This window comes from Pseudomonas sp. 5.2 (assembly GCF_059025405.1).
Genome location: NZ_JBYBHH010000008.1, coordinates 1 through 13343 on the forward strand (window position 1 = coordinate 1; position 13343 = coordinate 13343).

At 62.0% G+C, this 13343-nt stretch carries 12 protein-coding genes; 8 read left to right on the forward strand and 4 right to left on the reverse strand.

Annotated features, from left to right (window positions below; all coding sequences use genetic code 11):
- Positions 1 to 513: 513 nt before the first annotated feature.
- The gene (locus AC5PZ0_RS13910) at positions 514 to 2079 is read left to right on the forward strand and encodes a methyl-accepting chemotaxis protein (RefSeq protein WP_027596650.1); all 1566 of its coding nucleotides are present in this window, start codon (positions 514 to 516) and stop codon (positions 2077 to 2079) included.
- Positions 2080 to 2463: 384 nt separating this feature from the next.
- Here the strand turns inward: AC5PZ0_RS13910 and AC5PZ0_RS13915 are convergent, their stop codons facing one another.
- The 4 genes from AC5PZ0_RS13915 to AC5PZ0_RS13930 form a co-directional block, all read right to left on the reverse strand.
- Complete coding sequence (locus AC5PZ0_RS13915; RefSeq protein ID WP_493855208.1) at positions 2464 to 3348, reverse strand: pseudouridine synthase; 885 nt, start codon at positions 3346 to 3348, stop codon at positions 2464 to 2466.
- 51 nt (positions 3349 to 3399) lie between these two features.
- Complete coding sequence (locus AC5PZ0_RS13920; RefSeq protein ID WP_027596652.1) at positions 3400 to 3708, reverse strand: hypothetical protein; 309 nt, start codon at positions 3706 to 3708, stop codon at positions 3400 to 3402.
- Between the two features lie 177 nt (positions 3709 to 3885).
- On the reverse strand, positions 3886 to 4125 hold the full coding sequence (locus AC5PZ0_RS13925) for a glutaredoxin family protein (RefSeq protein WP_099430055.1): 240 nt from the start codon (positions 4123 to 4125) through the stop codon (positions 3886 to 3888).
- Between the two features lie 72 nt (positions 4126 to 4197).
- Positions 4198 to 5406, reverse strand: a complete 1209-nt coding sequence (locus tag AC5PZ0_RS13930; RefSeq protein WP_027596654.1) for an ammonium transporter — start codon at positions 5404 to 5406, stop codon at positions 4198 to 4200.
- 313 nt (positions 5407 to 5719) lie between these two features.
- On the opposite strand from AC5PZ0_RS13930, the gene AC5PZ0_RS13935 reads away from it, so the two are divergent.
- The 7 genes from AC5PZ0_RS13935 to AC5PZ0_RS13965 all read left to right on the forward strand — a co-directional run bounded on the left by AC5PZ0_RS13935 (position 5720) and on the right by AC5PZ0_RS13965 (position 13200).
- A complete protein-coding gene (locus AC5PZ0_RS13935; RefSeq protein WP_027596655.1) occupies positions 5720 to 6031 on the forward strand; it encodes an ElaB/YgaM/YqjD family protein in 312 nt (103 codons plus the stop codon).
- A 10-nt stretch (positions 6032 to 6041) separates the two neighbouring features.
- On the forward strand, positions 6042 to 6416 hold the full coding sequence (locus AC5PZ0_RS13940; RefSeq protein ID WP_274887450.1) for a phage holin family protein: 375 nt from the start codon (positions 6042 to 6044) through the stop codon (positions 6414 to 6416).
- Positions 6413 to 6742, forward strand: coding sequence for a hypothetical protein (locus AC5PZ0_RS13945; protein WP_085274197.1), 330 nt, complete (start codon positions 6413 to 6415; stop codon positions 6740 to 6742). The genes AC5PZ0_RS13940 and AC5PZ0_RS13945 overlap by 4 nt, the downstream gene beginning before the upstream one ends.
- 199 nt (positions 6743 to 6941) lie before the next feature.
- Complete coding sequence (locus AC5PZ0_RS13950) at positions 6942 to 8273, forward strand: deoxyguanosinetriphosphate triphosphohydrolase (RefSeq protein WP_027596658.1); 1332 nt, start codon at positions 6942 to 6944, stop codon at positions 8271 to 8273.
- Positions 8274 to 8555: 282 nt separating this feature from the next.
- Positions 8556 to 9173: a response regulator transcription factor gene (locus AC5PZ0_RS13955; RefSeq protein ID WP_027596659.1), complete on the forward strand. Its 618-nt coding sequence runs from the start codon at positions 8556 to 8558 to the stop codon at positions 9171 to 9173.
- A gap of 7 nt (positions 9174 to 9180) precedes the next feature.
- Positions 9181 to 12843 carry an ATP-binding protein gene (locus AC5PZ0_RS13960; RefSeq protein WP_493855209.1) on the forward strand — a complete coding sequence of 1221 codons (3663 nt, stop codon included), beginning with the start codon at positions 9181 to 9183 and terminating at the stop codon, positions 12841 to 12843.
- A 12-nt stretch (positions 12844 to 12855) separates the two neighbouring features.
- Entirely contained in the window at positions 12856 to 13200 is a 345-nt protein-coding gene (locus AC5PZ0_RS13965; RefSeq protein WP_027596660.1) for a YggL family protein, read from the forward strand.
- The last annotated feature ends 143 nt before the right edge of the window (positions 13201 to 13343 follow it).

The window sequence follows — 13343 nt, forward strand, 5'->3', positions numbered from 1 at the left end:
TGAGATCGAGCGCCGCCCGCGCGGCGCATCGCGAGCAACGCTCGCTCCTACGTTTGTTTCGGGCCAATTATTCCTGGGGCAAACGCGCGCGACCGCCTTGGCGCATGACGCGATATCGCGTCGAACAAACAAGGAGGTCGCGCGCGCCTGTCACAGGCGTTATTGGCCAAAAACAAACGTAGGAGCGAGCGTTGCTCGCGATGCGCCGCGCGGGCGGCGCTCGATCTCACAGGCGACAACGCTCTGGTGGCGTACACACTACACACTACACCCCCCTCCCCAATCACGCACCATTAGGATGCTGGCTCTTTGCCGCCCACTAAGTCATCATCCGACCCGCCCGTCATAAATTAGCAATAATGCCGCTATCTTCATCGAAATCAGCCGCTCCCTAGCTCAAATCAGAAGATGGCTCATTGCCACAAATCAAGCACATTAAATATCCATTCAATAAAACCAGTGGCTTGCCGATACCTCACCAAAGCCTTGCGGATTCTTGCGGATTACCGACCCATGCGTAACAACCAGCCGATTACCCAGAGAGAACGGACTTTCCCTGCCCAGCAGCGGTTGATCTCCACCACCAACGCCAAGGGCGTGATCAGCTACTGCAATGACGCGTTTATCGACATCAGTGGGTTCACGCGCGAGGAGCTGACCGGCGCGCCGCACAACCTGGTGCGTCACCCTGACGTGCCGGCCGCGGTGTTTGCCCACATGTGGCAGACCCTCAAGCAAGGCCAGCCGTGGATGGGCATCGTCAAGAACCGCTGCAAGAACGGTGACCACTACTGGGTCAACGCTTATGTCACGCCGGTTTTCGACAACAACCAGGTGGTCGGTTTCGAGTCGGTGCGGGTCAAGCCCACCGCCGAACAAATCCGCCGTGCCGAAGCGCTCTACCAGCGCCTCAACCAGGGCAAGTCGGCGGTGCCACGTCGCGATCAGTGGCTGCCGATTCTGCAAGACTGGCTGCCGTTCATCCTGGTCAGCCAGGTGGGCTTCCTGATCGGCAACTGGCTGGGCCACTCCTGGGGCTTCGGCCTGGCCGCCGCCCTGTCGGTACCACTCGGCCTGCTCGGGCTGACCTGGCAACAGCGTGGCCTCAAGCGCCTGCTACGGCTGGCCGAGCAAACCACCTCCGACCCGCTGATCGCGCAGATGTACACCGACAGCCGTGGGGTTCAGGCCCGCCTGGAAATGGCCATGCTCAGCCAGGATGCACGCATGAAAACCTGCCTGACGCGGCTGCAGGACAGTGCCGAACACCTCAGCGAACAGGCACGGCAATCCGACGCCCTGGCCCACCAGAGCTCATCCGGGCTGGAGCGCCAGCGCGTGGAAACCGAACAAGTGGCAGCCGCCGTCAACCAAATGGCCGCCACCACCCAGGAAGTGGCCAACCACGTACAACGCACCGCCGACGCCACCCAGGAAGCCAATCGCCTGACCAGCCAGGGCCGGCAGATTGCCGGTGAGACGCGCGAGGCCATCGAGCGTTTGTCGGCAGCCGTGGGTGAAACTGGCCAGACGGTGACGCAATTGGCCAAGGACAGTGACGAAATCGGCGGTGTGGTCGATGTGATCAAAGGCATCGCCGACCAAACCAACCTGTTGGCGCTGAACGCTGCCATCGAAGCGGCCCGCGCCGGTGAGATGGGCCGTGGCTTTGCCGTCGTGGCCGATGAAGTACGCCAGCTGGCCCAGCGCACTGCCGAGTCCACCGGGCAGATCCACAACCTGATCGCCAAGCTGCAGCAGACCGCCAGTAACGCGGTGCTGACCATGGAAACCGGCCATCGCCAGGCGCAGGAAGGGGTCGACCGGGTGATGCAGGCCGATGAGGCTTTGGTCGGAATCAGCGAAGCGGTGGCCAACATCACCGACATGGCGACCCAGATCGCGGCCGCTACCGAAGAGCAGACCGCTGTGGCCGACGAGATCAGCCGCAACATCAGCACCATCGCCACACTGGCCGACCAGACCGCCGAACAGGCCCAGCATTCGGCACAGCTCAGCGAAGAGCTGACCAGCACGGCGGGGAGCCAGTACTCGCTGGTGGAGCGCTTCAACCGCTGAAACGCTGCGCTTTTGTAGGAGCAGCCTTGTGCTGCGAAGAGGCCGGGGTGGGCTGCAGATATCTGCTTTGCCTGCACCGGCCTCTTCGCAGCGCAAGGCTGCTCCTACAGAGACCGCGAATGGCAGACGGGTGCGCTACCCGTCTGTACGCTTCAACCCTGAGACGCTGCGCTTTTGTAGGAGCAGCCTTGTGCTGCGAAGAGGCCGGGGTGGGCTGCAGATATCTGCTTTGCTTGCACCGGCCCTTTCGCAGCGCAAGGCTGCTCCTACAGAGACCGCGAATGGCAGACGGGTGCGCTACCCGTCTGTACGCTTCAACCCTGAGACGCGGGGCTTTTGTAGGAGCAGCCTTGTGCTGCGAAGAGGCCGGTGTGGGCTGGGGCGTTACCAGTCCAGGTGCAGCCGGCTCTCGAAGTAGCGCTCTTCCCCCGTCAACGGGTCATCAAAACGCAAGCTCTGCGCCAACAACTTCAACGGCTTTTGGTAATCGTCTTCGACCTGGAGCAGATCGGGGTAGAACGGGTCGTTGCAGATCGCCGCTCCCAACGCCGCCATGTGCACACGCAACTGATGGGTCTTGCCGGTCACAGGCGACAAACCGTAACGCCACAAATTGCCCTGCGTTTCCAGCACCTGGGCAAAGGTTTCGCTGTTGTCCGCGCCCTCGACCTCATGCATGCGAAAAAACGGCTCGCCATGCACCAGACGGCTTTTATGCACCAGCGGGAACTCATGCTGCGGCATGGCAGCGGCGATGGCCTGGTAGCGCTTGTCGATTCGTCGCTCGGGGAACAAGCGCTGATACGCACTGCGGGTCTGCGGGTTGGCCGAGAACAGGACCAGCCCTGCGGTATGCCGGTCGATACGGTGCAATGGCACCAGGTGCGGATTGTCCAGGCGCCGGATCAGCCGGCGCAACAGGGTCTGCTCGACATATTCACCGGTGGGTGTAACCGGCAGAAAATGCGGTTTATCGGCGACCACCAAGTGCTCATCCACGTGCAGCACGGCTTCCTGCACAGGGATAGGCCGCTCGTTCGGCACCTCGCGAAAATAATGCAAGCGCATGCCACGTCGGTAAGCCAGTTCGGCAGGGATGGCCTGCCCCTGGGCATCCAGCACCCGGCCACGGGCAAAGCGGTCAAGCCACTGCGCACGATCAATGGCCTTGAAATGGTCACACAGGCAATCGAGCACCGTCGCCCAGTTGCCGGGTGGCAGGCACACCGTGCTGGCTTGCTGGCGGGCGGGGTCGAAAGGCGGGTTCATGGCAGTGCTCGAAAGGTACAAGGCCGCGCATTATCCCCCAAGCCCGCCACCTCAACCAGCCTGATCCCGCGCCTCGCTGCGCTCCTTCAACCAACGCAGTACCTGCACCGCCTCCCAGCGGCCGGGGTCATACAAGGCATACAACAACCCCTGATAACCCACCACATCCAGCCCACGGTGGTAGCCGGCACGCTGGAACAAGGCCTCGATTTCGGCAAAACAGGTGTTGAAGTGGACCTTGCCGAACGGTGTGCGGTCATCGGTCACCAGGCCCTCGAGGCGCAGTTCCAGAACGGCGTCGCACACCCGCTCTACAGGCATGCGGTTGACGCTGTACTTGAGTTGCTCGACGTTGAGCATGGCTTTACCTCGTATACTGTATTTATATACAGCATACGGACTTGCCCTCGCCGTCGTCAATTCTCCCTCGGCTCATTGCAGCCCCGGCAGGTACCCCGTGACCACCGGTGCGCCGAACAGCGCGCGTATTCTTTCAAGTGCGCCACACAGCACCTGCAAATTGCCAGAGCCTCGGGCTCACGGCGCGAGAAACGTCACCACTTGTTCGGCATCGAACGGCCAGTGCAGCTCAGCGCCGGTGTCACACCGCCGCAGCACGGGAATGATCAGGCCGTAGCGCTCGAACATGGCCTCGTTATCGGCAATGTCGACCAGTTCCACCAACAGGCCATGATCGACGAAAGGCATCAGCACGGCCTCGGCCACTTCGCACAGGTGGCAGCCGAGGGTACCGAACAGTTGGCATTCAGGCAGCATGGGGCGGGTCTCGGTTTGGCTTTGGAAAAGCCTATTCTAGGTCCGTACCGCCCTGCGCGCACCTGACCTCGCTCAATCCTGACTGGTTGCACCGATGCGGTGCAGCGACAGGTCCGCGCCCTGGAACTCCTGCTCGTGGCTCAAGCGCAAGCCGTGCACTGCGCGGATTGCACCGTAGATGGTAAAGCCCCCCAGCAATGCCACCAGTACCCCCATCAAGCTGCCCAGCAATTGGCTGACCAGGCTGACGCCACCCATGCCGCCCAGCGCCGCCTGGCCGAACACGCCGCAGGCAATGCCACCCCACACGCCACACAGGCCGTGCAGCGGCCACACGCCCAGCACGTCGTCGATTTTCCAGCGGTTCTGCGCCGCGGTAAAACTCCAGACGAACAGCACCCCGGCCACCAGGCCGGTGGCCAGCGCGCCAATCGGGTGCATCAGGTCGGAGCCAGCACAAATCGCCACCAGCCCGGCCAGCGGCCCGTTATGCAAGAACCCTGGGTCGTTACGCCCGGCCAGCAGCGCCGCCAAGGTGCCCCCGACCATGGCCAGTAACGAGTTGATCGCCACCAGGCCGCTGACCCCCTGTAAGGTCTGGGCGCTCATGACATTGAAGCCGAACCAGCCAATGATCAGGATCCACGACCCCAGCGCCAGGAACGGAATGCTCGACGGTGCGAAGGCCACCAGGCGCCCATCGCGGTACCGCCCGCGCCGGGCGCCCAGTAGCACGACAGCGGCCAGTGCCAGCCAGCCGCCCATGGCATGCACCACGACGGAGCCGGCAAAGTCATGGAACGGCGCGCCAAAGCGTGCCTGCAGCCAAGCCTGCACACCCAGGTTGCCGTTCCACACCACGCCTTCGAAGAACGGGTAGACAAACGCCACGATCAACGCCGTGGCACACAGCTGCGGGACAAAACGCGCCCGCTCGGCAATCCCTCCAGAGATGATCGCCGGGATGGCCGCCGCGAACGTCAACAGAAAGAAGCATTTGACCAGCGCATAGCCATGGTCGGCTGCCAGTGCCGTCGCCGGCTGGAAGAAGTTCACGCCATAGGCGATCCAGTAGCCGATGAAGAAGTACACCAACGCCGAGATGGCAAAGTCGCTGAGAATCTTCGACAAAGCATTGACCTGGTTCTTGTGCCGCACGGTGCCCACTTCGAGAAAAGCGAAGCCAGCATGCATGGCCAGCACCAGAATGGCGCCCATGAGGATGAACAGGGTATTCGAACCGTGGACCAGAGAGTCCATCGCGCTGTGCATGTGTTCCATGAAATAGGCAGACCTGCTGAAAAAGCACCAGGACAGTTCAAGAACCTGCATCCCTGCACCGAATCGGTGCCAGCCCCCTGCCCTATCGGATGACATGGGCGAGGCCTGCGTGGTTTTTTCTTGGGTTTGTCGTGGATTGGGTTAAGGTTTAACGGTACACGTCACGCACGGCGCCCTGAATCGGCGCAATTCCCGCCGGTGGCGCCCCGCAACGTGGCAAACACTTAGCAAAGCCCATACCAGCACAGGCACTTGAACCTTCCGCGCGTGCTATCACTCGAACTACCATCACACATCGACAGGGAGAGACCCCATGGCCAGCAAATCGGCAAAGACTGCGCAAGAGATATTGATGGCTGACTTCCAGGCCCTGGTCCGCGATACCGAGAAGCTGCTTGCCGACACGGCGAACCTCGCCGGCGACCAAGCGGATGAATTGCGCGAGCAGATCCACGACCGCCTGACCCAGGCCCGCGAAACCCTGCAGCTGACCCAGGAATCGGTGCGCGACCGTGGCCAGGCGGCCCTCGGCAGCGCCGAGCAGTACGTACAGGAGAACCCCTGGCAGGCCATCGGTATTGCCGCAGGCGTCGGTCTGTTGATCGGCCTGCTGGCCAGGCGCTGAGAGGTCACCCATGGAGAATGACACCATCGGCACCAGCGCTTCCGGCAAGCGCCTGGGCGCGGCCATGCTCGGGCTGCTGCACAGCCACATCGAACTGTTCGGGATCGAGCTGCAGGAACAAAAAGGCCGCACCTTGAGCTTGTTGCTGTTCGCAGGCTTGGCACTGGTGTTCGCCCTGCTCTTGCTGACAGCGCTGTCAGGGTTGCTGTTGGTGCTGCTGTGGGACAGTTATCGCCTGGCGGGCATCATCGGCCTGTGCGTGTTCTATGGATTAGCCGCGCTGTACTGCGGGTTGCGTTTGAAAGCGGCAGTGTTCGACGAGTCATCGCCTTTCGGCGCAACCCTCGAAGAACTCGCCAAGGACCGGGAGCGCCTGTTGCCATGAGCCTGCCTGAACTCCCCAACACGCGTAACCCACGCGAGCTGCGCAAAGCGCTGCTGCGCCTGCGCATGGAGATGCACCGCCAGGAAATCCGCCACGAGTCGGGGCAACTGCTCGAACCCCTGCAGCGCATACGCGGCATGGGCAGTTCGCTGCACGGGGGGCTTGGCATCAAGCACGCCCCGCTGTGGGGCATTGGCGCCGTGGTCGCCTTGGGCTTTTTGACCGGCAAGGGCGTGCGCAGCGGCAACCTTACCCGGCTGGTGCGCCTAAGCAGCAGCTTGCTGCCGCTGATCCGCCTGTACCTGCAAAATGGCCGGCGACCCTGACATTTAGCCCCCAACACGCCCCTTGTAGGAGCAGCCTTGTGCTGCGAAGAGGCCGGTGCAGGCAAAGCAGATACCTGCAGCCCACACCGGCCTCTTCGCAGCACAAGGCTGCCCCTACAAAAAACCGCGTCAACCTTCAGCTTGCATGGTGCCTCTCGACACAGGAAGCTATGCCCATCGACCGACAGGAGATCGAGCCTTGGACTGGCATACCCTGCTGACCCGCGAACGCCTGGGCAAAGCCCTGTACAGCCCCGAAGAACTCGGGCGCAGCCCCTTCCACAAGGACCACGACCGGATCATCTTCTCCGGTGCCTTCCGCCGTCTTGGGCGCAAGACCCAGGTACACCCCGTCTCCAGCAACGACCATATCCACACGCGCCTGACTCATTCACTGGAAGTCAGCTGCGTCGGCCGCTCGCTCGGCATGCGGGTGGGCGAAACCTTGCGTGACAGCCTGCCGGACTGGTGCGAGCCCAGTGACCTGGGGATGATCGTGCAATCGGCCTGCCTGGCCCACGACATTGGCAACCCACCGTTCGGCCATTCCGGCGAAGACGCCATCCGCCACTGGTTCCAGCAGGCAGCAGGGCGTGGCTGGCTGGACGACATGAGCGACGACGAGCGTGCCGATTTCCTCAACTTCGAAGGCAACGCCCAAGGCTTTCGCGTCCTCACCCAACTGGAGTATCACCAGTTCGACGGCGGCACCCGGCTGACCTACGCCACCCTCGGTACTTACTTGAAGTACCCCTGGAGCGCCCGTCATGCCGATGCCCTGGGCTACAAGAAACACAAGTTCGGCAGCTACCAGAGCGAACTGCCACTGCTCGAACAGATCGCCCGCAAACTGGGCCTGCCACAATTGGAGGACCAGCGCTGGGCACGCCACCCTCTGGTCTACCTGATGGAGGCCGCAGATGACATCTGCTACGCGCTGATCGACCTGGAAGACGGCGTGGAAATGGAATTGCTGCAGTATGCGGAAGTCGAGGCGCTGCTGCTCGACCTGGTGGGTGACGACCTGCCGGAGACCTATCGCCAACTCGGCCCCCGCGACTCGCGCCGGCGCAAGCTGGCGATCTTGCGCGGCAAGGCCATCGAACACCTGACCAACGCCGCCGCCCGCGCCTTCGTCGAGCAGCAAACGGCGCTGCTTGGCGGGCACCTGAGCGGCGACCTGGTCGAGCACATGCACGGCCCGGCCAAGCACTGCGTACTGCAAGCCAAAGACATGGCGCGCAACAAGATCTTCCAGGATAAACGCAAGACCCTGCACGAGATCGGCGCCTACACCACGCTCGAGATCCTCCTCAACACCTTCTGCGGCGCGGCCCTCGAACAGCACGGCGGCCGCACACCGTCGTTCAAGAGCCGCCGTGTACTCGACCTGATTGGCAACAATGCACCGGACCCGCACGCCTCACTGCACAGCGCGTTCCTGCGCATGATCGACTTCATCGCCGGGATGACCGACAGCTATGCCAGCGAAATGGCCCGCGAAATGACCGGGCGCTCCAGCCCGACCTGAGCCAGACAGGTGCAGCCTGTGCTCAGGCGCTCGCTGCACCTGTCTACCTAGGAAACTTCCTACCTATGCCCGTCACTGATAAACAACACGACTAACAATCAATGAAAAGTTACCAAACAAGGTTTGACATCGAGTTCCATACGCTCATTGCGTAGCCCGATTTGTTTTATCCTGTAAGCCATTTCCCATATAGGGCTAATAGCCCTTCCTCGCATGCCCGATGACTTCCAACTGGGATAAGGTGCCAGCCGTCACCCTCACTCGCCCGCAGGGAAGTTGAACATGCATTCCGTATTTATAGTCGACGACCACCCCGTTATCCGTCTGGCCGTCCGTATGTTGCTGGAGAATCAGAACTACAAGATCGTCGGCGAATCGGACAATGGCGTAGATGCCATGCAGATGATTCGAGAGACCACGCCCGACCTGGTCATCCTCGACATCAGCATCCCCAAGCTAGACGGGCTGGAGGTACTTTCCCGGTTCCAGGCCATGTCCCTGCCACTGAAGGTGCTGGTATTGACCGCCCAGTCCCCGGCGTTGTTCGCCGTGCGCTGCATGCACTCGGGCGCTGCAGGCTATGTGTGCAAACAAGAAGACCTGAGCGAACTGCTCAGTGCAATCAAAGCCGTGCTGGCCGGGTATAACTATTTCCCCAGCCAGGCCATCAAACACAATCAGACGGTCAATGCAGACCTGCAACTTTTCCGACAGGTCAATGACCGCGAATTGATGGTGTTGCAACTTTTCGCTCAAGGCCGAAGCAACAAGGAAATCGCCAAGGGCATGTTCCTTAGCAACAAGACGGTCAGCACCTACAAGAAGCGCCTGATGCACAAACTCCAGGTCGACACCTTGGTGGACCTGATCGAAATGGCCAAACGCAACGCGCTGGTCTGAGGGTTTCATGGCGCGCCTTCTCGCCCGGCTGTTACTCGCCCTGGCGCTGTTCAGCGCTGGGGCCCAGGCCCACCAACACAGCGCTTCTGCCTACGCACTGCTGGCACGTTCACCGGCAAAGCCAGCTCCGCTTTCGCTCACGCCCCAACAACACCAATGGCTCGAAAGCCGTCACGAGCTGGTGCTGGGCACTTCAGCACCCGACTACCCGCCTTTCGACATCACCAGTGGCGGGCGTGACTATCAAGGCCTCACCGCCGAATATGCCAACCTGATCGGCCTCGCCTTGCAGCTGCCGGTACGGGTGCTGCGCTTTTCAAACCGGCAGGCTGCCGTCGATGCACTGAAACGCGGCGACATCGACCTGCTCGGCAGCGCCAATGGCTATGAGGCAACCACGGACGGCCTGGCACTTTCGCACCCTTACGCGGTTGACCAACCGGTGCTGGTCACCCGTGAAAACGAAGGCCGCGCACTGGACATGGGCCTGGAAGACATGCGCCTGGGCATGCTCTACCACTACCTGCCAAGGCAGGAGGTTGGCAGCGCCTACCCGAAAGCCCATCTGCTGGCGTTCGGCTCGTCTTCCCAAGCCTTGAATGCCGTGGCATTCGGCCAGGCCGACGTGTTCATCGGCGACACCATCTCCACCCACTATCAACTCAACCGCGGCCACCTGCCTGGCCTGCGCATTGCCAATTTCAGCAAGCACGAAGCCATCGGCTTCAGTTTTGCCGTGCGTCAGCAGGACACGCTGCTGATGGAGCTGGTGAACGCCACGCTCGACAGCCAGTCCGCCACCTTGCGCACCAGCATCTTCAAGCGCTGGAGTGCAGGCAGCGACCTGCTGTTGACCGACCGCAAGCTGCAACTGACGAAGACTGAGGAATTCTGGCTGCAACGCCACCCCGTCATGCGCGTGGCGATCGACGACACGGCAGCCCCGGTGTCCTTCTTCGACAGTTCGGGCTATTTCAGGGGCATCACTGCCGACCTGCTGGAGCTCATCCGCCTACGCACCGGCCTGCGCTTCGAGGTGCAGCGTGCCAGCGGTATCGCCGACATGATCGCCCGGCTCAAGGACGGCCGGGCGGATGTAATTGCGGCGCTCACCACCGATGGCGTGGCCAAGCAGACCCTGCAAATCAGCCGACCCTATCTGGACAGCGTCTATGTGCTGGTCAGCCTCGCTGACAAGGGGCAATTCGCCTCCCTGGAACAGCTGAAGGACCGACGGGTCGCGATTACCCGATACAGCGCGATGGACGTCATGCTCTCCAAGCGCTATCCGCGCATTGGCCGGATCGAAACCGAGAGCACCTTCTATTCCATGGCCTTGCTCAAAAGCGGCGCTGTCGATGCCGTGATCACCACCTTGATCGATGCCAACCATGCTGTGGCCGCCAACCCTGACCTGGTCATACGCACCACGGTCGGCAGCGAGCCTGCCAGCTACGCCATGGCAGCCAGCGACCAGTCGCCGACACTCGTTTCGATTCTGGACAAAGCACTGTTGAGCATTTCGCCGGAAGAACTGGGGGTGATCAATAACCGCTGGCGTGGCTACAGCCTGCATGACGACAGCACCTGGCAGAAATTTCGCCGGCTTGCCTGGCAAGTGCTGCTGGGCACCGCGCTTCTGTTGCTGCTGGCACTGATCTGGAATGCCCGCCTGCGCCTGCAGATCAGGCAGCGGCAAAGCGCCGAGCGGGCATTGAACGACCAACTGGCGTTCATGCGTGCGCTGCTCAACGGCACCCCCCACCCCATGTATGTGCGTGACCGTGAGGGCTGCCTGCAAAGCTGCAACGACAGCTACCTGGAGGCTGTACAGGCCTGTAACGAGGAAGTCATGGGCAAGCACCTGGAAGAAAGCCTGTTCGCTGACCGCGAGCAGACCCGCCAGATCCACGCTGACTACCTGAAGGTCATGGCGGCAGGCGCTCCGCTGATCATCGATCGCCCCTTGCGGGTCAAAGGCCGGGAAATGACCATCTACCACTGGATACTGCCGTACCGTGACTCGCTGGGCGAGGTACAAGGCATCATCGGCGGCTGGATCGATATCAGTGACCGCCGCCAGCTGGTGCTGGAGCTGCGCCAGGCCAAACAGCAAGCCGAGGATGCCAACCGTGCCAAGAGCACGTTCCTGGCCACCATCAGCCATGAAATTCGCACCCCGATGAACGCGGTCATCGGCATGCTGGAGCTGGCCGTCAAACGCGCCGACCAAGGGCGGGTGGACCGCTCCGCGCTGGAGCTGGCCTATCACTCGGCCAAGGACCTGCTGGGGCTGATTGGCGACATCCTCGACATCGTGCGCATCGAATCCGGGCACCTGTCACTCGCGCCAGAACCGGTCGACCTGGCGGCGCTGGTCGAGTCGGTGGGGCGCATCTTCGATGGCCAGGCACGGCAGAAAGGCCTGGCGCTGGAAGTGATCATCGAGCCATCGGCCCGCTGCCATGCATTGCTCGACCCGCTGCGCTTCAAGCAGGTGTTGTCCAACCTGGTCAACAACGCCATCAAGTTTACCGAACATGGCCAGGTGCGCATCTGCGTCTGTTTGCAGGACGAAGGCACGCCCTCCTCCCCGATGCTCGAACTGGAGGTGCGTGACAGCGGCATCGGCATTCACGCCGATGACCTGCAGCGCCTGTTCAACCCGTTCATTCAGGCCAACCCGCACAGCCCAGGCGCCCGTGCGGGGACCGGGCTTGGGCTGGCCATCTGCCGAACCCTCTGCGACATGATGGGCGGCACCTTGACGATCAAAAGCCTGGAGGATGTTGGCACCCAGGTTCGCCTTAAGATGCCTTTGCAAACCGTCAGCGCCGTGTCGGTCGGGCTGCCGGTTATCGAGAACCTCGACGTGCCCGATCCACGCTTGAATGTGCTGGTGATCGACGACCACCCCGCCAACCTGCAGTTGATGGCCCAGCAGCTGGGCTACCTGGGCCTTGGCCATACGTGCGCCAGGGATGGCCGCGAAGGCCTGAGCAGCTGGCGTGCCGGCACCTTCGATGTGCTGGTGCTCGACTGCAACATGCCGCACATGAACGGCTATCAGCTGGCCAGTGCGATACGTGCTGAAGAACGGCAACGCGGGCGACCGCGCTGCACCATCCTCGGCTATACCGCCAACGCGCAACCCGAGGTCATGCGCAAGTGCCTGGATGCCGGCATGGATGACTGCCTGCTCAAACCCATCAGCCTGAGCACCCTCAGCCAGCGCCTGGCCGGCCTCAAGCCGCAGAGCCGGCAGCCGTGGCGACGCAAACCCTTTGACTTGAATGGCCTGGGCGCGATCGTCGGGCCGGACCCAAAGGACCGCGAGCGTTTTCTCACGGCGCTGCACCAGAGCCTGCGCACCGACCTGATGATCTTGATGGACCTGCCCCCCGACGACGCCGCCGCCGTTGCCGACCAGGCGCACAAGATTCTCAGTGCCGCACGCCTGCTGGAAGCCACGCAGCTGATGGCGGCGTGCGAAGCGCTGGAAAACATAGGTTTAACAACCCCGCAACGTCTGCTAAGGCGTCAGGCGCTGGCACGGCACATGCGCCGCGTGGAAATGGCCCTGGCTGGAGAGCTTGCAGGTACCGACGAACGTCAATCAGGAAGGCAGCCAAACGCCGAAGCTGGTAGACTGCGCGGCGATATTACCTAAGAGGATTGTTTCATGGCCACTAACCGCTCCCGTCGCCTGCGCAAAAAGCTGTGTGTCGACGAGTTTCAGGAATTGGGCTTCGAGCTGAACCTGGACTTCAAGGAAGATCTGGATGACCAGGCAATCGATGCATTCCTCGATGCCTTCCTGGAAGAAGCCATGGACGCCAATGGCCTCGACTACGTAGGCGGTGACGATTTCGGCCTGGTGTGCTCGGCCAAACGCGGTTCGGTCAGCGAAGAACAACGCGCTGCCGTCGAAGCCTGGCTCAAAGGCCGTGGCGAACTGACCAAGATCGAAGTCAGCCCACTGCTCGACGCCTGGTATCCGGACAAGCCGATCAACGCGGCTGAGTGATACCTGCGCGGTACCCAGCGGCTTGAACGCTGAAAAGGCCACCCTTTGCGGTGGCCTTTTTTGTGGGTGGCGTTTTCCGTCGAACGTGGCCCATCGTGGCTACGCTTGGGGCATAATGCGCGTTCTATTACGTTCTGGGGCCA